Annotated in this window: 19 protein-coding genes; 5 read left to right on the top strand and 14 right to left on the bottom strand. The window is 70.4% G+C overall.

Translation table 11 applies throughout. From position 1 onward, the window contains the following. Positions 1-6: 6 nt before the first annotated feature. The 3 genes from ACEZDG_RS21325 to ACEZDG_RS21315 all read right to left on the bottom strand — a co-directional run bounded on the left by ACEZDG_RS21325 (position 7) and on the right by ACEZDG_RS21315 (position 2349). Positions 7-873 (bottom strand): NAD-dependent epimerase/dehydratase family protein, encoded by an 867-nt coding sequence (locus tag ACEZDG_RS21325; protein ID WP_380511982.1) that lies wholly within the window; start codon positions 871-873, stop codon positions 7-9. Between the two features lie 123 nt (positions 874-996). Then, positions 997-1869, bottom strand: a complete 873-nt coding sequence (locus ACEZDG_RS21320; RefSeq protein WP_380511980.1) for a LysR family transcriptional regulator — start codon at positions 1867-1869, stop codon at positions 997-999. Positions 1870-1923: 54 nt separating this feature from the next. Further along, positions 1924-2349, bottom strand: a complete 426-nt coding sequence (locus ACEZDG_RS21315; protein WP_380511978.1) for an ATP-binding protein — start codon at positions 2347-2349, stop codon at positions 1924-1926. Between the two features lie 195 nt (positions 2350-2544). Here ACEZDG_RS21315 and ACEZDG_RS21310 point away from each other — a divergent pair, with 195 nt between their 5' ends. Then, positions 2545-2823 carry a hypothetical protein gene (locus ACEZDG_RS21310; protein WP_380511976.1) on the top strand — a complete coding sequence of 93 codons (279 nt, stop codon included), beginning with the start codon at positions 2545-2547 and terminating at the stop codon, positions 2821-2823. A 20-nt stretch (positions 2824-2843) separates the two neighbouring features. On the opposite strand, the gene ACEZDG_RS21305 is transcribed toward ACEZDG_RS21310, so the two are convergent. Continuing rightward, on the bottom strand, positions 2844-3524 hold the full coding sequence (locus ACEZDG_RS21305; RefSeq protein ID WP_380511974.1) for an NAD(P)H-dependent oxidoreductase: 681 nt from the start codon (positions 3522-3524) through the stop codon (positions 2844-2846). Between the two features lie 59 nt (positions 3525-3583). Then, positions 3584-3916: an ArsR/SmtB family transcription factor gene (locus ACEZDG_RS21300; protein ID WP_380511972.1), complete on the bottom strand. Its 333-nt coding sequence runs from the start codon at positions 3914-3916 to the stop codon at positions 3584-3586. Between the two features lie 190 nt (positions 3917-4106). Between ACEZDG_RS21300 and ACEZDG_RS21295 the strand changes: the two genes are divergently transcribed. Then, entirely contained in the window at positions 4107-4994 is an 888-nt protein-coding gene (locus ACEZDG_RS21295; protein WP_380511971.1) for a hypothetical protein, read from the top strand. Here the strand turns inward: ACEZDG_RS21295 and ACEZDG_RS21290 are convergent. Both ACEZDG_RS21290 and ACEZDG_RS21285 read right to left on the bottom strand, forming a co-directional pair. After that, a complete protein-coding gene (locus ACEZDG_RS21290) occupies positions 4975-8904 on the bottom strand; it encodes a hypothetical protein (protein ID WP_380511969.1) in 3930 nt (1309 codons plus the stop codon). The genes ACEZDG_RS21295 and ACEZDG_RS21290 overlap by 20 nt on opposite strands. Positions 8905-8942: 38 nt before the next feature. Beyond that, positions 8943-9917, bottom strand: coding sequence for a tetratricopeptide repeat protein (locus tag ACEZDG_RS21285; protein WP_380511967.1), 975 nt, complete (start codon positions 9915-9917; stop codon positions 8943-8945). A 441-nt stretch (positions 9918-10358) separates the two neighbouring features. On the opposite strand from ACEZDG_RS21285, the gene fxsT reads away from it, so the two are divergent. Further along, on the top strand, positions 10359-12923 hold the full coding sequence (gene fxsT / locus ACEZDG_RS21280; RefSeq protein WP_380511965.1) for an FxSxx-COOH system tetratricopeptide repeat protein: 2565 nt from the start codon (positions 10359-10361) through the stop codon (positions 12921-12923). An 11-nt stretch (positions 12924-12934) separates the two neighbouring features. Here the strand turns inward: fxsT and ACEZDG_RS21275 are convergent, their stop codons facing one another. The 7 genes from ACEZDG_RS21275 to upp form a co-directional block, all read right to left on the bottom strand. After that, on the bottom strand, positions 12935-14065 hold the full coding sequence (locus ACEZDG_RS21275; RefSeq protein WP_380511963.1) for an FxsB family cyclophane-forming radical SAM/SPASM peptide maturase: 1131 nt from the start codon (positions 14063-14065) through the stop codon (positions 12935-12937). Next, positions 14062-15867: an HEXXH motif domain-containing protein gene (locus tag ACEZDG_RS21270; protein WP_380511961.1), complete on the bottom strand. Its 1806-nt coding sequence runs from the start codon at positions 15865-15867 to the stop codon at positions 14062-14064. Before ACEZDG_RS21270 ends, ACEZDG_RS21275 begins: the two co-directional genes overlap by 4 nt. Beyond that, entirely contained in the window at positions 15864-16034 is a 171-nt protein-coding gene (locus tag ACEZDG_RS21265) for a hypothetical protein (protein WP_380511959.1), read from the bottom strand. The genes ACEZDG_RS21270 and ACEZDG_RS21265 overlap by 4 nt, the downstream gene beginning before the upstream one ends. A 96-nt stretch (positions 16035-16130) precedes the next feature. Further along, positions 16131-16811, bottom strand: coding sequence for an HAD family hydrolase (locus ACEZDG_RS21260; RefSeq protein ID WP_380511957.1), 681 nt, complete (start codon positions 16809-16811; stop codon positions 16131-16133). Further along, complete coding sequence (locus ACEZDG_RS21255) at positions 16808-17764, bottom strand: pseudouridine-5'-phosphate glycosidase (RefSeq protein ID WP_380511955.1); 957 nt, start codon at positions 17762-17764, stop codon at positions 16808-16810. Before ACEZDG_RS21255 ends, ACEZDG_RS21260 begins: the two co-directional genes overlap by 4 nt. Continuing rightward, entirely contained in the window at positions 17761-18726 is a 966-nt protein-coding gene (locus ACEZDG_RS21250; protein WP_380511953.1) for an EamA family transporter, read from the bottom strand. Before ACEZDG_RS21250 ends, ACEZDG_RS21255 begins: the two co-directional genes overlap by 4 nt. Beyond that, positions 18723-19370 carry a uracil phosphoribosyltransferase gene (upp, locus tag ACEZDG_RS21245; protein WP_380512355.1) on the bottom strand — a complete coding sequence of 216 codons (648 nt, stop codon included), beginning with the start codon at positions 19368-19370 and terminating at the stop codon, positions 18723-18725. Before upp ends, ACEZDG_RS21250 begins: the two co-directional genes overlap by 4 nt. A gap of 248 nt (positions 19371-19618) precedes the next feature. Between upp and ACEZDG_RS21240 the strand changes: the two genes are divergently transcribed. Together ACEZDG_RS21240 and ACEZDG_RS21235 are read left to right on the top strand one after the other, a co-directional pair. After that, positions 19619-20176 carry a MarR family winged helix-turn-helix transcriptional regulator gene (locus tag ACEZDG_RS21240; RefSeq protein ID WP_380511952.1) on the top strand — a complete coding sequence of 186 codons (558 nt, stop codon included), beginning with the start codon at positions 19619-19621 and terminating at the stop codon, positions 20174-20176. After that, complete coding sequence (locus tag ACEZDG_RS21235) at positions 20173-21909, top strand: MDR family MFS transporter (protein ID WP_380511950.1); 1737 nt, start codon at positions 20173-20175, stop codon at positions 21907-21909. The genes ACEZDG_RS21240 and ACEZDG_RS21235 overlap by 4 nt, the downstream gene beginning before the upstream one ends. Positions 21910-21927 lie beyond the last annotated feature (18 nt).

The following is a 21927-nucleotide window of genomic DNA, read 5'->3' as shown; positions in this document are numbered from 1 at the left end:
GGTGGTTCAGGCCTGGGCGAGTTCGGCGAGCGCGTCGCGCTGTGCGGGCGTCCAGCCGAGTTCGCGCCGGGCCCGGGCGCCGCTGAACTGCTGGTCGAGCGCGAACGCCTCGGCGATCGGGCCCATCCGCTGCACCGCCTGGTCCAGCGTCAGCGAGTCGATGCTGCCCGGGCATCCGGCGGCGCGGCTGAGCGCCAGGGTGATGTCCGCCAGCGGGAGGTTCTGTCCGCCGACCCCGGCGTAGCTGGAGCCGGCCGGGGCGTTCAGGGCCAGCACATACAACTCGGCGATGTCGTCCACGTGCACCAGCGCCCAGTGGGCGGAGCCGTCCCCGATGCAGGGGACCGCGCCGGCGGCGCGCCCCGGCTCCACCAAGAACGCCTGCGCGAGCCCGCCGCCGTGGCCGTAGACCAGCCCGGGCATCACCAGCACGGGGTGTTCCCCGGTGGCCGCCCGGTCGAGCACCCGCTTCTCGTTGTCCAGCCGCCAGGCGGTGATGCCGGGCGGGTTGCGCGGCGCGTCCTCGTCCACGACCCCGTCCGTGTCGCCGTACACCCACACACCACCGGTATGCACATACGGACGGCTGCCGGCGCCGTCCTGCATCGCCTCGGCCGCGGCGCGGTCCACGTCCGCGGTGTCCTCGGCGTAGTCCACTCCGAGGTGGATCACCCCGTCGGCCCGGCCGGCGGCGTCCCGCAGCACGTCGTAGTCGGTCAGCGAACCCGCGACCGGGGTGGCCCCCAGCTCAGCCACGGTGCGTGCGGACCGCTCGCTGCGCGCCAGCGCCGTCACCTCGAAACCGCGCCGGGTCAGCGCCCGGATGGTGGAACGGCCGATGTATCCGGAGCCGCCTGTCACAAAGACCTTCATCGCCCTCATCATCCCTTCAACGGTCGATGCGACGGGGATCGAACTCCGCCGCCCCTCCACCCTGCGGCCCCGCCGGGGCGGACGTCCAAGACCTCTTCTGTCAGGGCTGATGCCCTGCGGGCATCAGCCCTGGGTGACGGCGATCGCGGCGATCTCGGCGAATTCGGGCAGCAGCGGGGAGTTCCGGTCGGCGCTCCAGGCCACACACACCTCATTGGGGCCGATGTCGTCGATGGCCACATGGACGACATCGGTACGGGTGTAGTAGGTCGCCGTCGACAACGGCAGGACCAGCACGCCCCCGGAGAGCGCCACATGCTCCAGCTTCTCCTCCACACTGCGGAAGGCGGCCACCGGGCCGGCGTCCTCCCCGTCGACCCGCCGGTCCGGGAGGTCGCGCCACTCGGGCACCGCGTCGGGGTCCTGCAGCAGACGCTCGGCGGCCAGGTCCGCGATGCCGAGGGACTGCTTGCCCGCCAAGCGGTGGTGCGCGGGCAGCACCGCGACGCGCGGCTCGCGGAACACCGGGCGCAGCGTCAGCCCGCGGTGGTCGACCGGCAACCGCACAAAGCTGACGTCCAGCACCCCCTCGTGCACCGCCCGGACCTGGGTGTCCCAGGAGGTGCGCACCACCTGCAGATCCAGCTCGGGGTGCCTGGCGGTGAACTCCCGCACGGCGCGGGTCACGGTGATCCCGGGCATGAACCCGACCGTGAACACGGACGCCCCGCGTGCGGCCCGCTGCACCCGCCGTCCGAGCGCCTGGGCGGAGGCCAGCAGGGGCCGGGCGTCCTCCAGCAGCTGACGGCCGGCCCCGGTCAGCTCGGTGGACTGCTTGCCCCTGCTGAACAACTGCGCGCCGAGTTCGCCCTCCAGCGCGCGGATCTGCCGGGACAGCACCGGCTGGGTGATGTGCAGCCGCTCGGCCGCCCGTCCGAAGTGCGACTCCTCAGCCACCGCCACGAAGTACCGCAGCTTGCGCAAGTCGACATCCACGGCATCTCCCACGGTACGAACAGCGAGCCCCCAGCCTAGTTCCTCCGGGCCAGGTCACCGCGGATGCGGGAGCTGCGAGCCGGGCGGATGGAAGCAGGCCCTGATCGTCTTGCCGCGCGCCTGCGGACGGGCCTCCCAATCGTCGGCCAGGGCGTCGACGATGGCCATTCCTCGCCCGGAAACGCTGTCGGGATCGGCCGTCCGGGGTGCGGGCAGGTCGGTGGAGGAGTCGCTGACACTGACGTGAAGGCACTCCCGGTCCCAGGTCAGCACGACCTGCGCGTCACTGTGCGCATGGACATGGGCATTGGTGATCAACTCACTGACCGTCAGCAGCACATCGTCAACAGTCTCCGGTGCCTGCGTGGTCCAACCGAGCTGCTCCAAGTGCTCCAGTGCCCAGCGCCGCCCGGCCCGGACACCGCTGCTGGCGGGAAAGGACCGTGCCCACCCCATTGCCCTGATCGACGCTTCGCCCATGGTCTTGGCAGCCCTCCCCTTCTCTCGCTCTCTCGCTCACTGGCAGCGCCTACCCGTTCCCAGCGTTCCACGCACCACTGACCCCGCCCATGCCCGTGGCAGTGGACATGCGCAGCCTGGTAGGGGGTAGCGGAGAAGGGCCCTGCCCTCCGGGCGCAACTCGCCGCACGATCGGCGACGACGGTAAGGAATCCGATGGACACGACCGCGCCGCGCACCGGCTTCGGCTCTCCCGTCAGGAAGGACACGGCCCGTGAGGAGTCGCAGAGCACCGACCCCGGAGACCGGTTGCGCCACATCATCTGCACGACCTGTTTCCCCGCGTTCGCCGGAACCCGGGAGGCTCCGCACGATGCCGTGTGCGTCTGCGGCAAGCCGGTCCGCAAGGGGGATCCGCGCAGTCCGCAGAACGCGATGCAGTGCATTCTCTGCAATGAACTGCTGGGCCACCATGAGGCCACGGCCCACCTCTGACCCATGGCCACGGCCCGTCGTCAGTGGACGGTGAGCTGCGAGTCCCCCGCGACGAGTGCGACCGACTCCCGGACCGCCTCCAGGGCTTCCGTCCGCTGCTCGTCGGTCATCCGGGCCGGGCCGTAGGTGACCACCGGGTCGAGGACCTGGTAGCCGACGAACTCGAACATGCCGCGGTGGATGTGGAAGAGGAAGTCGTTCAGCGGCCCGAGGGTCCCGCCGGACTGGAACGCCTCGCGCGGACCGCCCGTGGTCAGCAGCAGCATCGCCTGCTTCCCGGCCAGCGCGGCCTTGTCGAACAGGCCGTAGTCGCCGCCGAAGACCGCGCCCATGACGAAGACCTGGTCCACCCACCCCTTGAGGATCGCGGGGATCGAGAACCACCACATCGGGAAGGAGAACACCAGCAGGTCGGCGGTGAGCAGGCGATCGAGGTGCTCCTGCACGCGAGGGGCGAGCGTCCCCTCCTCGGCCGCGCGCTGCTGCTCGGCCTGTGGTTTGAAGTAGCCGTCCGTTGAGGTGAAGTCGTCACGGTCCAGCGCGGGAGGCCAGTTCTCGGCGTAGAGGTCGAGGACATCGACGGTGTAGCCGGCGTCGCGCAGGGCCCCGGCCGCCGTGAGCATCTGGGCGGTGCTGAATGACTGGGGCTCGGGGTGAGCGTGAACGATCAGCGCAGTGCGCGCAGCATCAGGCTTCGACATGAGAGCATCATATCGACATATTGCGATTCGTCAATCAGACCATTCGGGTGATGTGGTCGTCAGATGATGTGGCCGATCGCCCACGCCAGCTCCGCCAGCCGCTCCTCGTCCCGCCGGTAGTGGGTCCACTTGCCCACGCGGGTGGAGCGCACCAGCCCCGCCCGTTCCAGCGTGCTCATGTAGCTGGAGACGGTCGACTGGGCGAGGCCCGACTTCGCCTGAATGTGCGTCACGCACACGCCCACCAAGTGGCGGTCCGCGAGCGGCGCATACGCGCCGAAGTACTGGTCGGGATCCTTCAGCCACGCCATGATCTGCAAACGGGCAGGGTTGCCGAGGGCCTTGAACACCTCGACCAGCCCGCCCGAAACCGATCCCGCGGTCGTGACCACAAGCCACCTCTCTCACCAGACAATCCGACACACCACGATATCTCGATATGGAGCCGGGTGCTCCATGTCGGTCGCGAGATTCCGGTGCACGGCCGCGGTCGCACCGGGCAGCCTCGAACGGGCGAACCTCTGCGCAACGGCGGTTGCCGCTGCTAGCGTCGATGGCGATCGTTCGATGCTGGGGGGCGGCATGTCCGCAAGTGCGTTGTCCGGGGTCCACGGAATCTGGAACTACTCCTACGTCAAGGCTGCCGCAGGTGAACTGCCGCAGGCCGTGGGGGCGATCGGGGCCGACTGGTCGCGCTGGGTCGGCCGGGGCCTGCGGAAGGCAGGGGTCGAACTGCCCGGCCCGGGGGTGCTGCCGGTTGCCTACTACGCGGACTGTCTCTACCGCGGCGACCGCATGGGAGCGGACGATCCGACCCGGCTCACCCCGTTCGGACAGGAACTGCTCGCGGCCTGGATCGAGGAAGTACGCCTGGCGGAGGCCGGGGCGACGGCGGCGGCGCTCGTGCCGCAGGGTCGGTTGACATTCGCCTTGCGCTCCATGACCCAGTGGTTCACTGAGCGGTTCGGTTCACAGGCCCTCAGGGTCGTCACCGCGACAGTGAGCGAGCTGGCCACCTATTTCGACCCGGAGTCGGCGGACGCGCGGACACGGTCGCAGGACCGGGTCGCCGAGATGCTGCGCGACCACCGGCCCCGCGTGCTGTTGGCCCACTCCCTGGGCAGCGTCGTGGCCTACGAGGCCCTCTGCGCACACCCGGAGCTCGAGGTCGAGCTCTTCGTCACCCTGGGCAGCCCCCTGGCGATGCGGAGCGTCGTCTTCGACCGGCTCACTCCCCCGCCCGCAGGGCGCGGGGCCAGGCCGACCGGGGTCGCGACGTGGGTGAACGTCGCGGACCGGGGCGACCCGGTCGCTGTTCCGAGACGTGGCATCTCGCAACGCTTCCTGGATGTCTCCCGGGACGTCGAGACCAGCATCCATCTCATTGACCCGCACAGGGCGAAGAACTACCTGCGCTGCGCCGAACTGGTCACCGAGATCGTGCCGTACGTCAGCACGGACCGCGCCTAGACAGGTGCTCGAGCGCGTAGACGTGCCCGCCGGCGACCACGAGCAGGAGTCCGTCAGCAGCAGTCGCGAGCGACAGGACCGGCCGGCCGAAGTCGATCAGGTCAAGGGGACGGCACTCTTCCAGGCCCCAGATCCGCACCGTGCCGTCGGCACCGCCCGAGACAGCCACCGGACGCCCGCCCAGGCGGGCTGCCCGGAGGGCCGTGACCCCGCCCTCATGACGGCCCATCACCTGCGTCCCGGCCCGGACCTCCCCGTCCGGGCCGACGGACACGGTCACCAGGTCTCCGCCCACGAAGGCGGTGCTCGCACAAGGGTCCGTCGGCGGCCGGTCCCCTTCCTGCCAGGGCAGGCGTTCGCTGTGGGCCCCTGAGCCGATGTCCCAGACCCGCCGGGTCCGTGCCGACCGCACCAGCACAGCCGCCGTGCCACCGAGCATGATCTCCTCGACCCCGTCCACCGCGTGTCCGTCGCCGGCCAGCGGCTCCCCCGCCGGCAGACCCGTCGTGGCATCCACCGCGTGACAGGTCCCGTCCTCGTCCCCGTACACGGCCACCACCGTGGTGCCCGTCGCCCCGGCGGGCGCCGCGATGGATCCGACGGCGGTCACCGGAGCGGTCGCGGAGCTCGGTCGCGGAGCTCGCGCGGACCGGGGAGCAGCCAGGTCGGCGTGCGCGACACCGTTCTGGCCGAAGTTCCGAAGAGGCGCCCGCCGGTCCAGGCTCCACAGGGCGGTGGAGCCGTCCCCGCTGATCAAGCAGCACAGTTCACCGTCCGGCCCCGGCGTCAGGGTGAGACTCCTGATCGGCTCGCGGTCGACCGGAATCGGCATCCCCACCTGCTGGAAGGTCGCCAGGTCCCACATCGTCAGCCAACCGCCCCCGCTGCCGACGACGGCGACCCAGCGGGTGTCCAGCAGTCCGACGGCGACGGCATGCGCAGGCCCGTGCTGCCCCGGAATCCGGCGCTCCCGGGCATGGGTCTGCATGTCCCACACCTCGATCGCGCCGTCGACGCAACCTGTCACGAGGACCAGGCGCTCCCCCACGGAGCCGACCGCCGCCGAGCAGACCGGTGCCGCGGTGCTCCAGGTGTGCGGCACGGGTGTCTCGGTCTCGTTGCAGAACCAGCTGTGTATGAGGCCCGAGCCGGTGACACACGCCACGACCACCGAACTGCCGTGTCCGACGGCCGCGATCGCGCCGGGCACGGCGCCGTCCGGGACCCTCACGGTCGGGCCCACCTGCCCGCCGTCCGCCAGCGCGTGCACGGCCACCTCACCGTCACTGCTCCCGCTGACGACCACCGCGGTCCCGGCACGGTCGGCAACGGCCAAGGCGGTGACGGCCACGTTGTGCCGGGGCCAGCTGGTGGTCCCTCCCTCGCGGGTGGTGACCAGGAGCTTTCCCTGCGAGGTGCCGACCACGAGCACGGTCTGCCCCTCGACCCGCCCGAAGGCCAGCGCTCGTGGAGCCCCGGAGCCGGGGTCCTCAGCAGCGGAACCCGGTTGCCGCCAGTGCCAGAACCGCAGGGTGCCGCGGCTGGTGAGCACGGCGACGTCGGGCTCCGCCGAGCCGGACTCGCCCCCGTCCCGTCCCGCCGCCCACAACGGGAGCCAGAGCAGGGGCGGCTCGCCCGGCTCGTCCGCGATCCGCCGGGCCAGGCCGGGCTGCCCCTCCTCGACCGCCGCGAGGGCCAGCGCGGTCCGCCTGTCGGCGCCCCGGGCCGCACCGAGCCAGCGGCTGACCACCCGGCGGACCGCATCCGGCAACGCCGGAAGGTAGACCTCCGGATCGGCGCGAAGGAGGTATCCGGGGTCGCCGACGATCTCCTCGACCTTCTCCTTCGGCGATGCGCCATGGGCCGCATGACTGATCGCATGACGGAGTACGTAGGGTTCGGCCGCCGACCATTGACGGCGTTCCGCGGGGCCGAGCCCGTCGAGCAGGGAGTGGAAGACCGGCTCTGCGGCCTGGTCCCGGCGCAGGTGCTGGGCGAGTTCGCTGTGGAAGAGCCGGTGCACGACGACCGCGTCGCCACCGAACGAGCGGCGCAGGTAGGTGTGTCCCGCCGTCAGGGCGTCCTGGATGTCGGTCAGGGACGGTGCGGGGCCGCCGGGGTACAGGCGCGCCACCGCACGTTGTACGACGGAGACCGGCATGCCCTCCCCGCGGGCATGGGCGAGGACGGTGAGCACCGGCCGGAGCCAGGGGTCGTCGCTCCGGTGGGCAAGGTCCAGGTCGAGTACCTCGGGCAGGCTGCTGGGGACCTCGGCGCCCAGTTGCTGGGCCCGGTCGCTTCCCGCCTCGGGGTCGAACGTCGTCAGAAAGTGGCGGGTGTAGAGACCGGCCACCAGGAACTCGCCCCAGCCGCTGCCGCGGTGGGCGACCAGCGCCCCCGCCAGGGCGCCTGCGAACGCGCCGACCGTCTGGTGGAGGTCGTGGTACTCCGGTGTGCCGCGCAGCAGTTTGCTGACATAGGCGTGGAGATCGGTGTCGAGCTCGGACGGGGCCACCCGGTCGAGGTCGACACAGTGGTCGGAAGCCTCGGCAGCACCGCGCAGTTCGGCGCTCTCCTCGGATGTCCTGGTGGCGACGAGGACGCGGATCGCGGCAGAGCCGTCGGTGCGGGTCAGTGCCGCCGCGCGGGCCAGCCAGTGGCAGACGGCGGCAGCGTCGTCGGCCTCGTCGAGCGCGTCGACCACCAGGGTCGGCGGCAGGTCCTGGGTGCCCAGGGCAGCGAGGAGTTGCTCGGGTGTGTCGGTCTCCAGGCCGAGTTGGCGGGCCACCTTCCCGGCCAGCGCTTCGATGCCGCAGCCCCGGGCATGGGCGACGACGAGCCGGTCCAGCTGTGGTGGAGCGGTGGCCACGCTGGTCCACGCTGCCCGGGTGGATGCGCGCAGCTTCGGGTGCGCGGCGCACACCACGAGGCCGAGGAGCGCGGACTTCCCCGCCCCGGGGCTGCCGGTGACCACGGCCAGCGGTGCGGTGTCCTCGCCGCCGAGCCAGCGCGACAGCAGGTGCAACGCATGGGCGCGGCCGGTGAACGCCGCCCCGAAGCCCTGCCGGGAATCGTGGAAGCCGTTGAGTCCGGTCACGGAATCCACGAAGTGCCGCAGGTCCGCGCCGTTCTCCGCCCGGTCGAGCAGGGCGTCGAGGCTGCGGTCGGTGCCGGGCATCCGTTGGGAGCCGACGAGGGCCCGGGCATCGGCGCCGAGATGGGCCGGGTTGGGGAACAGGGGCAGCACCACCTGCTCGTCGCCGACCTCGACCCTGCTCGCGGTGACGTACTGACGGTAGGTCCGGCTGGTGTCGGCCAGCCGCACGGTGGCCCGGCGGACCGCGCCGACCAGGGTGCCGAGGGGGATGTAGGGCAAGAGGGGTGACAGGTCGGTCCGCACCGCCATGTCACCCAGCACTTCGGTGAGCGCCAAGGTGAAGTGGCCGTTGAAGGCGTCCCGTTCCGGCTCGCAGGCGGCGACGACCCAGCCCCGGCGACCGGTCCGGTCGTACTGTGCCTGCCAGGCAATCTGCGTCACTGTCCCGGAATTGCACAGGTCGAGCGTGAACAGGACGAGGGGCCGGCCCTCGACGTGCTGCAGTCCGGTCAGCCATCCCCCGATGTCGGTGCTCTCATCGAGCAGCGCGTCGGCGCCCAGGGCGTAGAGGGAGTCGTCCCGGACCTCCCCGTGAGTGAGCAGATGGACCAGCAGGACGGTGTCGGGGCCCGCCTTCTTCAAGGTCTTTCGCACCAGCCGACCGAGGCGGGCCGTGGTGAGTCCCGGCTCGACACGGAGGTCGACCGAGAACCCGAATCCGTCCCGGAGCACCGTCGCCAGACCGCGGACCGCGTCGGCTGCGAAATCGAGGTCGGCCAGCGGCTGCTGGGGAGATTCGCGGAAGCCTGACACGCCGACGAGCAGGGCCCGTCGCTTTCCTGGCGCAGCCGTCATGCGTGGGTCGCGACGAGCCGGTCGAGCAAACGCCTGGCCCGCTCACGGTGCACCGGTGGCAGCGCGTCGGCCGCGGTGACCGAGGCCCGTAACGCGGCCTCGGCCCGCTCGATGTCCCCGGCGCGCAGCCGGACGTCCGCGATTCTTCGATGGGTGCGCGCCCGGTGCGGAGCGAGTAGCAGGGCGTCCCTCAACTCGGCCTCGCCGTCGGCCGTTCGGCCCATGGCGCTGAAGCACACCCCGCGGGCGGACTTGAGGTCGGCCTGCTGGTCGGGCTGCTCCCCCGCCGGCCCGACCAGGGGGTCCAGATCGGCGAGGGCGGCGATCGGTCTGCCGAGATCGGCCTGAATCTGCCCTCGTGCGAGCATTGCGGGTTTGTTGCCCCGTCGGCCGACCAGGGCCCTGGTGAGGTAGGTGAGGGCATTCGCCTCGTGCCCCTGGTACCACAGCGTGTAGCCGAGTCCGACCAGCAGCACCGGCTCGTCCGGCAGCAGGGCCAGGCCCTCGAACTGCACGTCAGCGGATTCGCGGTAGGCACCGGTGGCGAAACACACCTCGGCGAGTGCCTGGTAGAGACGACCGGTGGAGGTCAGGTCCCCGAGGACATTGAAGATCGATAACGACTCCCGGTAGAGCGCGACCGCAGCGCCGGCGTCCCCGACGAAACGGGCGATGGAACCCTGCACGGCGAGGGCGTCGGCCACCCCCCAGGCGTCGTGTCTGCTCCGATAGCCCTCGACGGCGGCCAGAATGTACCGGGTGGCCGTATCGAAATCACCTGCGTTGTAGGCGCCTTCCGCCGAGACCCGCAGTTCATCCGGCGTGTACGGCAGATCTCCACGTCGACTCGGCGGGACCGGGGCCGGCTCCCGATAGGGTGCGGACAATTCGTACCACGGTGCAATGTGGATCCCCGGCAGGCCTGTGGTGCCGGGATTTTCCGTGACGGACTGCACGGGCGCCTCACTCATGGACGCCTCCCAGCAGATAGAGGTACGAATCTTTATTGGCCCCCGACCAGGCATTCGACCAGCATTGTTCCGGGCGGTCGCTCGACTTGTCAATCGCCATGAGGGCCTCCGAACCCCGCCGATCCGGTATCAGCCATTCGTTTTTCCGCCCCCAGCCGCCTCGGAGGAGCCAGCACACCTGCGGTGCCCAACCTACCGGTTGACGCCCCGTCAGGCACATGGTTCACAAAAAGCCGGTCGCAGCTCCGTGGTATCGCCCGAACAGATGCGCTTCGCTGGTTTGTCCGTGACAGGAACGTCAGAACGAAGTCCCCTCACACCGCTCTCTGCGGCGTGCCACGCCGTACCATGCAAAGACAGCATGACGGCGTGCGCATTCTCCTTTTCTGCCGCCCGCCCGTTCGACACGCGCACCGCAATACGCGACCTTGGAGTGCCCTCGTGAACGACGTCACGCGCAGTTCGATCTTCAGCGAGGAGGTGCCGGCGAGGAATGCGCACTTCACCGGCCGCGAGAAGGAGCTGCGCACACTGCGGGAAAGGCTGGAACCGGAATCCCCGAACGCCACGGTCCAGCCGACCCAGGCACTCGTCGGCATGGGCGGAGTCGGCAAGACCGATATCGCCGCCGAGTACGCCTACCGGCACACCGCCGACTACGACCTCGTATGGTGGGTACGCGCGGAGCGCGAGAACCTCGTGCGCGACGCCTTCGTCAAGTTGGGGAGAAAACTCGGCATCGCCCATGCGGAGGCCCAGCGCGACAAGTCCGTCTCGGACGTGATCGATGCGCTGAAGACCGGCAGTTGCGGCCAATGGCTGCTCATCTTCGACAACGCCGTGGACTCCGAGGTCGTCAAGCGCTACCTGCCCGTGGGGCTACCGCACTGCCACGCGATCATCACCTCGCGCAAGCGGCAGTGGCAGCGAAACACCAAGGCCGGAATGATCGAGGTCAGCACGCTCGCCCAGGAGGAGACGGTGGGCTTCCTGCGCAAGCGCGTCCCCCAGTTGGAACCGTGCGCCGAAGCGGGCGACGCGCAGGCCCGGCAGACCGATCGCGAGCGCAACGACGACGCCGTGTGCCTGGCCGTGGAACTGGGCAATCTGCCGATCGCCGCGGAGCACGCGGCGGCCTACCTGATCGAGACCGAGGCACCGGTCAGCAGCTACCTGGAGATGTTCAAAAAGAACGCCCATACCCTGCTGAGTCGACAGGTCGACATGGACTACCCCCATGCCGTCGCTACCACCTGGAGCATCTCCACCGACCAACTCGGTGACGATTCCGTGGAGTTGTTCAAGCTCTTCGCGTTCTTCTCACCGGATCCGATGGCCCAGGAGCTGTTCCTGACCCACGACGGCGGCCCGGCGGTGCGGGCCGAACTGGCCGGCGTACTCGGCAACGCCGACCGCTTCCAGGCGGCCGTCGAGGAACTGAACCGCTACTCACTGGTCAAGTGGGACGGCAGGCGCAATGCGGTCTCGGTGCACCGTGTGGTGCAGAGTGTCACCCGGGGGCAGGTGCAGATCGAACAGTCGGACGACTGCGGGGCCTACCGGGCCACGGTGCACGCGCTGCTGGCCGCCACGGATCCGGGCAATCCCGACCAGGAGCTCAACGACGCCCAGTACGACCGCTCGCTCCAGCACCTCAGGGCCACAGAGGCCCTGGACACCGACAACCCCGAACTGCGCCGGCTCATCATCGGCCAGGTCCGTCGCCTGCACTTGCGGGGCGGCCCCGAGGAGGCGTACCAACTCGGCAAGGAGGCACTGGAGTTGTGGCGCGCGAGATCGGGGCCCGATGACGAACTGGTGCTCCAGCTCGCGGTCGAAGTGGGAAACGCCACCCGGCAGCTGGGACGCTACCGGGAAACCCTTGAGCTGAACCAGGAGACCCTCGAGCGGCTGAGGCGCACGCTCGGCCACGAACACGGCACCACCCTTCTCTGTGCCAACAGCTACGGCGGGGACCTGCGGTCCCTCGGCAAGTTCACCGAGGCCCTGGAACTGGACCTGAAACTGCTCCCGCTGTTCGAGCGGGTCTTCTCGCCGAACCACCCGCGCACCCTCAATGTGCGCAACAACATCGGTGCCGACTACCGCCGACTGGGCCGGTTCCGCGACGCCCTCAAGGAAGACGAGCACACCTACGAGCTGCGGATGAACGCCCTCGGTCGCACCGATCTGCGCACCATCCGGTCGAGGGACTCGATCTCGGTGGACATGCGGGGCTGCGGCGACTACCGCCGCTCCCTGATCGTGGCGCAGCACGTCATAGACGTCCTCAAGGAGCGTCCCGAAGCGGAGAGTTCCGACTCGCTCAACGCCTACAAGAGCTACGCCGTGGCCCTGCGCAAGACAGGCCACTACGACGAGGCCCTGTCGGCGAGCGAGCAGGTGGTCCGGCGGTACTCCGAGTTCTTCGGCCCGGACCACCGCTACACCCTGCGGGCATCGATCAACCGGATCAACGACCTCAGGGTCACCGACCGGCTGCGGGAGGCCGAGGAACTGGGCGTCCGGGCGCTGGAGCTGTGCAAGACGGTCGACAACCCGAAGGGCGACATCACCTGGGCCACCACGGTCAACCTCGCCGTGGTCCTCCGCAGACGCAACAGACCCGAGGACGCCCGCGCCAAGGACCAGGAGGCGGTACAGGGCCTGGCCGACATCTTCGGCGCCGAGCACCCCCTGACCCTGCAGGCGACCGCCAACCTGGTGAGCGATCTCGCCGCGGTCGGGGATCTCGGGGCCGCTCTCGAGCTGGGCGAGGCGCTGTACGAGCGGAGCCGCCGCTCCCTCGGCGAGAACCATCCGGACACCCTGGCCGTGGGCGCCAACCTCAGCCTCGACCGGCGTGCCTCGGGCCGGCCGGCAGCCGCGGCCGAACTGCGGGCCGACGTCATGCTCCGCTACCAGGAGGCACTGTCCCCGCAGCATCCCGTCGTCCGGATCGTGCAGCAGCACGGCCGGGTCGACGTCGACATCGAGCCCTTCTGACCCCGGCCGGCCTATCGTCCCGGCCGGGCCAGGTCCGCCGACACCCGCGCCTGAACCGCCGTCACCAGCCGCAGCAGGTCCGCGCAGTAGACGGAAGGGTTGGCGAAGCCCGTGGCCGAGTCGTACCGGTGGGTGAACAGTCCACCGCCGCAGGTCCGCACCACCGCACAGCTCCGGCAGGTCGCCGACAGGGACTCCAGCCCGCCCTGGCGCAGCCGGGTGAGGGGGTGGGTGAGCGCCACGTCGAAGGCGTCGTCCACCACGTTCAGGCCGAGATCGGCCGCCCCCGGGTAGGCGGCCGACAGGGAGTCCAGTTGCTTGATCGCCCCGTCCGTGTCCACGACCGCCACGGTCGAAGGCCGCAGGCCCAGGCCCTCGACCGCCGGCGTCCCGCCCAGGGCGGACTGGACGAGCTCACCGAACAGCCGGACCCAGGTCTCCGGCCGGTCGTACCACTGCTCGAACACGGCCAGCAGCCAGTCGGCGTAAGGGGTGCCCTTCGATCCGATGCCGCGCCTCGGCGGCGGGTGCGACCAGGTCCCGTGCGGGAGGAGGAAGTCGATCGCAGGTGGCGCGTAGGCCAGCAGCGCCCGGTAGGTCCGCAGCGGGGGTTGCTCGACGTCGACCGTGCAGAGCAGGCCGTCGAAGGCGTCCTTGAACTCCTCCCGGGCCAGGAGCCGCAGCGCGCGCTCGACGTGCGGATGGCTGCTGCGCCCGTCGGCGAAGGACCGGTGCCGGTCGGTCGCCCCGGCATCCCCGTCCAGGCTGACCCCGATCCGCACGCCCAGCCCGACCAGCGCCTCCAGTCCCGCTTCGGTGAGCAGGACGCCATTGGTCTGCATGCTCACGTCCACGCGCCCCGGAACCGTGTCGCGCATCCTCCGCACGAGGCCGGCCAGGAACGCCGTCCCGGCCAGCAGCGGTTCGCCGCCGTGCAGGATCACAGCGACCGAGGGCAGCCGGTGCGCCTCGACGTGTTCGGCGATCCGCTGGACGGTCCGGTCCGCCGTGGCCTCGCTCATCCGCAGCGGCTGGTCGCGCCACGACTGGTCGGCCATCTCGTAGACATAGCAGTAGTCGCAAGCCAGGTTGCAGCGGCTGTGCACCTTGAGGACGAACTGCCGGAAGGGCACCGGTGTCATGGGGTCCTCCCGTCGGATGCGCGGCCGGCCAGCCACCCCGCCAGCTCCAGGGGGTCGGCGGCCCCGCCGCTCGCCCGGATCGCGGCATACAGGGCGGAGACCAGCGGGACCCGGCGACGCAGCAGGGCCGCCGCCGGATCCGACCGGCCGTCCATGGCCAGCACCAGTCCGGCCCACGCCTCGGGTGCGGCCGGGTGTCGTCGTATCTCCTCGCGATAGCCCGCTGCCGCGGCGTCCAGGTCACCGCGCAGCAGCGCGGCATCGGCCGCGCCGAGGCCCAGTCCCCCGCCGCCGACCGGCCCCTCGGTCTCCAACAGCTCCCGGAAGCGTCGGGGGTCGACGTAGCGCAGGGTCAACAGCCTCTCGCGGATCCGGGGGCCGCTCCGCGCGGCGGGCCGGACCCGGTGCGGCGCGCCGGACCAGTCCGAGGGACGGGGGCGCCGGCGGGCGGTCCAGTGCCCGACGAGCCTGCGCACCGTGTCCGGCGACACCGCCACGTGGCGGACCTCCCACACCGCGCGGTGCTCTAACGAGGCGTTCAGCCCCAAGCGGCGGGCTTCCTCGGGCACCGGATCGCGCTCCCAGGCCCGTAGCCGCCGGGAGGCCTCCCCCACGAAGCGCCGGCCCTCGGCGGTGAGCCGTCCCGAGGCCAGAAGGTCCTCGGCTGCCGCCAGGGTCTCGGCACGGCGGCGCACGAACTCCGCGTGGCCGCGCAACGCCTGACCGGGCGACAGGTGCCAGCGCTGGGTGCGCCAGAACCCGGTGACCCCCAGGTAGGCGTACACACCGTGCAGGAGCGCCCCCGGTGGACGCGGGTCGTCCCGCCAGGGTGCGTAGAACAGGCCGCCCGGGACGGAATCGACCAGCGGCAGGAGGTCGAGAACGGAGCACAGTTTCAGGTGCTGGAATTCGTGGACCAACGTCTCGGCCAGGACGAGGTCGTCGGACGGCAGTGTCGTGGCGATGGCACCGAATGCCGAGGCGGAGGTGGCGGCCACGGTCGACCCCCGTCCGTCGGCCTCCAGAGGCACCAGGGTACGTACCGAGACGGACATCGACTCGGCATCGGAGCGGTGGTGAACCGCCAGAATGCGCCAGGCCCCGGCAATCCGCTCGGACCACTCCCGCGCCTCCGCCCGGTCCACGGTCTCGAGGCGGCGGTGCCGAAAGCAGTCCAAGGACGGAGTCGAGAAGTCGATATCGACCTCCCAGGTCAATCCGGCGTGCTGGACGGCCACCGTGATCGGGCGGGGCGGGGTGACCGGGACGGTAGTCCCACCGGTGACCAGTTCCAGCTTCCCGCCTGAATACAGCAGCCGGCACGGGCCCCGCACCGACGTGGAGAGCGGGCCCAGGCCGGGCAGGACCAGTCGGCCGTCCACCGGTGCCACGGGCAGGTCGAATGCCACCCCCGCCCGCAGGCCGGCGACCGCGGCAAAGGCGCCGACCTGTGCCAGATCCGCCCGCAACGCGGTGCTGTCCGCGTCCGTGTGCTCCATCCGAAACAGGCAGCCGACGGCCCAGGCTCCCAGTTGCGGCATCTGGAGCACGTCGGCCACCGTGGCCGGCGCACACCGTTGGACCCGGCTCAGGAACTCCCACGCATCGGCCAACTCCAGTGCGGCGTGCGCCTCGGGGAAGCGCGACTCCGCTTCCGCGATCACGGTGTGCAGCAGCAGGATGTGCTTGCTGCGCTCCGCCGCACACAGGCGACCAACCGTCGCGGAGGTACCGGCACCCCCGGCGAGCCGGAGCAGGTCCGCCTTCGGCAGCCCATGCATGGCGATCGCCATCTGGATCATATGTTCGAGTTAAAGGAGTAGAGGGGTTCCTGTTCGTCTTCCAGTCTGCGTAACAGCAGACGCACCGACGCTCGAAGTCCCGCCGACGGCAGATCGTCAATCTGCGACAGTGACAAGTCGGCCAGGTCAGGAAGAATCCACAGCGGAACTTCCTCGGATTGCTCCATCCGTCGCTCCCCCAGAATGGCGCTGCGCGAAACACCGCCGCGGTAGATGCCGAGCCCGCCTCCGCCTCTCCCCAAGGTGGAGGTTCCTTGACAAGACTACGCAGCATCAAGGATGTGGTCGACAGCCCTGGGGAACGACTCTGCCGTCCAGGTCGGCTCGGCGGCGCTGAGGACGGTCTCCGAGTGGATGCCGTAGGTGACGGCGACGGACTGCATGCCGGCGTTGTGGGCCATCAGGATGTCATGGGTGGTGTCGCCCACCATGACCGTCCGGCCGGGTTCGAAGCCGAGCTTCTCGGCGACCAGCAGCCCCGCCTCCGGATGCGGTTTGGGCTGGGAGACGGCGTCGGCGCCGACGACCATGGTGAAGTGCTCGCGTACCCCGCCCGCGCTCAGCAGGACTTCGGCGCTCGCGGTGAACTTGCTGGTCACCACCGCGAGGATGGCCCCCCTGGCCTGCAGGGACGCCAGGCCCTCGGCGACGCCGGGGTAGAGCAGCGCCCGGGCCTGGGGCACGATCCGCTCCCGGTACAGCGCCTGGTAGCGCTCCACCGCAGCCGCGACCGCCCCGGCGTCAACTGCCGCGGCCTCGCCGCCCTCCGCGCCGAGCAGCTGCGCGAAGGCCTCGCCGAGGGGGCGCCCGATGGTCGCCCGGATCGCCTCGGCGGCGACGTCATGGACGCCGAGGGAGGCGAGCACGGCGGTGAAGGTGTCGACGATGGCGTTGGGCGTGTCCATCAGGGTGCCGTCGAGGTCGAACAGGACGAGGCTCTTCATGACTGCGCCTTCTCTCGTGCCCGGTACCGGGCGTGTGCGGTCGCCAGGCGTCCGGCCGCCTCGGCACAGGAGATGAGCACGGCCATGTTGGCGGCTGCCGACCGCCCGGAAGTGGCGGCGTCCACGGCGCGCATCAGGTACTTGGTGACGGCCTGTCCGGTCACGCCGTCGCGCTCGGCCGCCGCGATCGCCTGCTCGATGGCCGTGGTGACCTCGCCCGCGTCAATGGCCTCCTCGGGCCTGGTGGGCGCGGTGATCAGGAAGGAACTGTGGTTGCCGAGGCCCCAGTGCGCCTCGATCGCACGGGCGATCACGGCGTCGTCGTCGAGGCGGTGCGGGCTCCGGTGGCCGGAGGTCAGGCAGTAGAAAGCGGGAAAGTCGTCGGAGCGGTAGGACACGATCGGCACGCCGTGGGTCTCCAGGTACTCCAGGGTCAGCCCGAGGTCCAGGATCATCTTGGCGCCCGCGCAGACGACGGCGACCTTCGACCGGGTGAACTGGATGAGGTCGGCGGAGATGTCCATGCTGGCCTGTGCGCCGCGGTGGACGCCGCCGATGCCCGCGGAGGCGAAGAAGGCGATCCCGGCGAGGTCTGCGGCCACCAGGGACGAGGCCACGGTGGTCGCCCCGAGGCCACCGCCGGCGAGCACGACCGGCATGTCGCGGTTGGACACCTTGGGGATGCCCGGCGTGGAGGCGAAGCGCTCGATGTCCTCGTCGCTCATCCCGACCTGGATCGCGCCGTTCTCGATGCAGATCGTCGCCGGCACCGCCCCGCCGCCCCGCACGGACTGTTCGACCTTGCGGGCGGTGGCGGCGTTGTCAGGGTAGGGCAGGCCGTGCGTGATCACGTTGGATTCCAGTGCCACCACGGGACGGCCGGCGTCGAGCGCCTCGGCGACCTCCTCGGTGAAGTGCAACGGCACCGGGCTCGGGCTCGGTCGGCGCGTCACCGGACCCCCTCCTTCTCCTTGGCGAGGTTCTGCGCTGCGGCGACGACAGGCTCAGCGAGGACCGGTTCAGCGAGGACCGGTTCCGGTTCGGCCCGTCGGCTCCCCCGCCCGGGCAGCCGCTGGGCCAACAGCACTGCGGCCACCACGCCCACCGCGCCCACTCCCTGAAGGAGGGTCAGTTGCTGCCTGAGGAAGATGTAGCCGAGCAGGGTCGCGGTGAGCGGGCTGGCGAAGCCGAGTAGCGAGACGGTGAGTGCGGGTAGCCGCTCGATGCCGCGGAACCAGACGGCGTAGGCGAGGAACGCGCCGATGAGGCTCAGATAGGCGAACCCGATGACGTTGTTCCAGGTGAGGTGGGTCGGCAGGGGTTCGCCGAGCAGCGCGACCGGAGTGATGAGCAGTCCGCCGATGGCCAACTGCCAACCGGTGAAGGTGAGCAGGCCCACCCCCGGCGGCCGGCCCCAGCGCTTGGTCAGCACGATGCCGGTCGCCATGCACGCGGCTCCGCCCATCCCGGCGAACACGCCCACGGTGTCCAGACCGGCCTTCGGTCCCAGCACCAGCAGCGCCACACCGGCCAGGCCGAGCAGGCAGGCGGCGACCTGCCTGCTGCGGATCGTGTCCTTGAGCAGCAGCGCGGACAGCAGCAGGACGAAGACCGGCTGGATGGAGCCGACCAGCGAGGCCACTCCCCCGGGCAGGTGGTAGGCGGCGAGGAAGAGCAGGTAGAAGAAGACCCCGATGTTCAGGGCGCCGAGGACCAGTGCCCGCCACAGCCACCGTCCGTGCGGCAGCGTCCGCCCCATCGCGGTGAGGATCAGGCCGCCCGGCAGGGCCCTGATCGCGGCGGCGAGCAACGGCCGGTCCACCGGCAGCAGTTGGGTGGTCACCAGGTAGGTGCTGCCCCACACCACCGGCGCCAGGGCGGTGATGGCCGAGTCGAACGCGCTGCGGTCCTTCATGATGCGACTGCCCTCGGTGTCGTGCCGAAGAACCGGTCTCCGAAGTCCCCGATCCCGGGGACCATGAAGGCCTGCTCATTGAGTCCTTCCTCCACGGCGGAGGTGACGATCCGCAGGCCCGGTGCCTCACGTCCCAGGCGCTCCAATCCCTGCGGGGAGGCGAGGAAGTTGACCAGCACGATGTTCTCCTCCGTCACCCCGGCCTTGCCGAGAACCTCCACCGCGGCGAGCGTCGACCCGCCGGTGGCGAGCATGGGTTCCAGCAGCAGGACCTGGCCGTCGGCGATGTCGACCGGGAGGCTCTGGAAGAGCACGTCCGGGAGCTTGGTCTGCTTGTCCCGCTGGATGAGGATCTTGCCGATGCCGATCCCTGGCACCATGTCGCGCAGCTCCCCCTCCATCGCCTCGCCCGCGCGGACCACCGACACTCCGCACAGGTTCCGGGCGAAGCCGAGTCCGCGGTAGGTCTGGCCGACCGGCGTGGTCACCTCACGCTCCTCGAAGGGCAGCAGGTCCATCCCGGTCTCGAGCAGCAGCCGAATGATCCGGCGGGAGTAGAACGTGAACTCCCTCGGGGACGCGTTCCGGTCGCGGACGACGGTGTGCAGGGCGCGTAGCTGATCGGTTTGCGGCAGCAGCACCACGTTGCCGAAGGGTGTCACGGCGGAGACCTCCTACGCGTTGGAGAGAATGTTCAAAGCCCTGCGGGACTGGGCTGGTGGAGGCCGGGATCGGTCCCGATCCGTGTGCGAAGGTAGCCAAGCGCCGCCCGCCGCAGCCACTGCTCCCCCACGACAGTGTCAGGTCCGAGAGACCCCCTGCCCCCAGGGAGATACTTGTACCTCCCAAGTACTTGCGGTATACAAGTACTCATAGGAGCGGAGGTGGGCACATGGCGAGCCGGACCCCAGTGGCCCCGGCGGCCCCGGCGGTCACAGTCGCCCCGGCGGCCTCGGTGGCCGAGGTCGCGGACTCGGTACTCGACCTGCTGCGGACGGTGCGGCGGTCCAAGGCCCGGCTGCTGGCCGCGGCGAGCGACGACGTCGACTCGGCGACCCAGATGCTGCTGCGCACCATGGCGGCCGAGGGCCCGATGCGGGCGAGCGCGCTGGCCGGCAGCCTGCAGTCCGACCTGTCGACGGTCAGCCGCCAGGTGGCCGCGCTGGTGACCCGCGGGCTGGTGGAGCGCCGGGCCGACCCGGTGGACGGCCGGGCCAGCCTGCTGGTGGTCACGGATGCCGGCCAGGCCATGATCGCCGCGCACGAGCACGCCAGGGCAGCTTTCTTCGAGGAGGTGCTCAGCGGCTGGACGCCCGACGAACTGGGCCAGTTCGCCCACCTGTTGGAGCGGTTCACCGCGGCCTACGACACGACCCACACCCATTGGATGACCGACGCGACGCGGCACTCCGCCCGCACCGGCGACCCGGAAGAAGGCAGCACCACATGAGTTCCACTGCAACCCATCCGGCGGATTCACCGTCGGACGGCGCGCTGACCCACCGCCAGATCCTGACGATCCTGTCCGGACTCGTCCTGGGCATGTTCCTGGCGGCGCTGGACCAGACGATCGTCTCGACGGCGATCAAGACGATCGGCAACGACCTCAACGACCTGTCCGCGCAGGCGTGGGTGACCACCGCGTTCCTGATCACCTCGACGATCGCCGCACCGCTGTTCGGCAAGCTGTCGGACATCTACGGCCGCAAGCGGCTGTTCATGCTCGCCATCGTGATCTTCGTGATCGGGTCGGCCCTGTGCGGCCTGGCCCAGTCGATGTACGAACTGGCCGGGTTCCGCGCCTTCCAGGGCATAGGCGCCGGCGGCATCATGCCACTCGCCCTGGCCGTGATCGGCGACATCATCCCGCCCCGCGAACGTGCTCGCTACCAGGGCTACATGATGGCCGTCTTCGCCAGCGCCTCCGTCCTCGGACCGGTGCTGGGCGGCCTGCTCTCCGGCACCGACAGCTTCCTGGGCGCCGCCGGCTGGCGCTGGATCTTCTACATCAACGTCCCGATCGCCGCCTTCGCCCTGATCGTCATCGCCAAGGTGCTGCACCTCGACCACGTCCGCCGCGAGCGGCGCATCGACTGGTGGGGCTCGGTGCTGCTCGCCGTCGGCCTGGTGCCGCTGCTGGTCGTCGCCGAGCAGGGCCAGGGCTGGGGCTGGGCCTCGGTCGCCTCCTTCGCCTGCTACCTGATCGGCGCGGCCGGCCTGGTCCTGTTCGTCTGGGTCCAGCAGCGGATGGGGGACGACGCGCTGCTGCCGCTGCGGCTGTTCCGCAGCAGCACCTTCTCGGTCGCGTCGGCGCAGGTCACCATCATCGGCATGGCCATGTTCGGCGGTATGTCGGTGCTCCCGCTGTACCTGCAGATCGTCAAGGGCGCCTCGCCGACGAAGTCGGGGCTGCTGCTGCTTCCGCTGGTCGCCGGGCTGATGCTGTCCTCGCTCGGCTCGGGTCAGCTGATCGCCCGCGCCGGCCGCTACAAGATCTTCCCGGTGATCGGGTCGGTCCTCATGGTCATCGGCATGGGCCTGATGATCACGATCGGGGCCGACACCGCCCTCTGGCAGACCGACATCTACATGGCGGTCTTCGGCATCGGCCTCGGGCTGAACATGCAGAGCCTGGTGCTCGCCATGCAGAACGCCGTGCCAGCGAAGGACATGGGGGTGGCCTCCGCCTCGTCGACGTTCTTCCGCTCCATCGGCGGCACCCTGGGCACCGCGATCTTCCTGTCCGTCCTGTTCTCCTCGGCCGGAACCAAGATCAGCAGCGAGTACAGCAAGGCGGCCAGTGACCCGTCCTTCCTCGCGGCGGCCAAGGCCCACCCGGACCAACTCGCCTCGCTGCACCAGCATCTGAGCGGCGGACTGGACGACACCTCGTTCCTGAACGGGCTGGCCAAGCCGCTCAGCCACCCGTTCTTCGTCGGCTTCTCCTCCGCCGGGGACGTGGTGTTCGCGATCGTCGCCGTGCTGCTGCTGGCCGCGGTCGTACTCTCGGCCTTCCTCAAGGAGGTCCCGCTGCGCACGCTCTCGGGCAACCAGGCCCGCGCCCAGACCGAAGCAGCCACGGCCGCCCTGGCGACGGACGCCGTCGTGGAGATGGACACAGACGTGGCCGGCGCCACGCCGCAGGCGGACGACGCCCGGACCAGTTCCGCGGGCGAACGCTAGCCTTCAGCGCCACACAGC

The sequence above is a fragment of the Streptacidiphilus alkalitolerans genome, assembly GCF_042511045.1.
Lineage (GTDB): Bacteria > Actinomycetota > Actinomycetes > Streptomycetales > Streptomycetaceae > Streptacidiphilus > Streptacidiphilus alkalitolerans.
This window is presented reverse-complemented; position numbering and strand designations above follow the sequence as displayed.

Coding starts and splice junctions, on each gene's coding strand:
- ACEZDG_RS21325 (WP_380511982.1), bottom strand. CDS start 873: ATGAAGGTCTTTGTGACAGGCGGCTCCGGATACATCGGCCGTTCCACC.
- ACEZDG_RS21315 (WP_380511978.1), bottom strand. CDS start 2,349: ATGGGCGAAGCGTCGATCAGGGCAATGGGGTGGGCACGGTCCTTTCCC.
- ACEZDG_RS21310 (WP_380511976.1), top strand. CDS start 2,545: ATGGACACGACCGCGCCGCGCACCGGCTTCGGCTCTCCCGTCAGGAAG.
- ACEZDG_RS21305 (WP_380511974.1), bottom strand. CDS start 3,524: ATGTCGAAGCCTGATGCTGCGCGCACTGCGCTGATCGTTCACGCTCAC.
- ACEZDG_RS21295 (WP_380511971.1), top strand. CDS start 4,107: ATGTCCGCAAGTGCGTTGTCCGGGGTCCACGGAATCTGGAACTACTCC.
- ACEZDG_RS21285 (WP_380511967.1), bottom strand. CDS start 9,917: ATGAGTGAGGCGCCCGTGCAGTCCGTCACGGAAAATCCCGGCACCACA.
- ACEZDG_RS21275 (WP_380511963.1), bottom strand. CDS start 14,065: ATGACACCGGTGCCCTTCCGGCAGTTCGTCCTCAAGGTGCACAGCCGC.
- ACEZDG_RS21270 (WP_380511961.1), bottom strand. CDS start 15,867: ATGATCCAGATGGCGATCGCCATGCATGGGCTGCCGAAGGCGGACCTG.
- ACEZDG_RS21265 (WP_380511959.1), bottom strand. CDS start 16,034: ATGGAGCAATCCGAGGAAGTTCCGCTGTGGATTCTTCCTGACCTGGCC.
- ACEZDG_RS21260 (WP_380511957.1), bottom strand. CDS start 16,811: ATGAAGAGCCTCGTCCTGTTCGACCTCGACGGCACCCTGATGGACACG.
- ACEZDG_RS21250 (WP_380511953.1), bottom strand. CDS start 18,726: ATGAAGGACCGCAGCGCGTTCGACTCGGCCATCACCGCCCTGGCGCCG.
- ACEZDG_RS21240 (WP_380511952.1), top strand. CDS start 19,619: ATGGCGAGCCGGACCCCAGTGGCCCCGGCGGCCCCGGCGGTCACAGTC.
- ACEZDG_RS21235 (WP_380511950.1), top strand. CDS start 20,173: ATGAGTTCCACTGCAACCCATCCGGCGGATTCACCGTCGGACGGCGCG.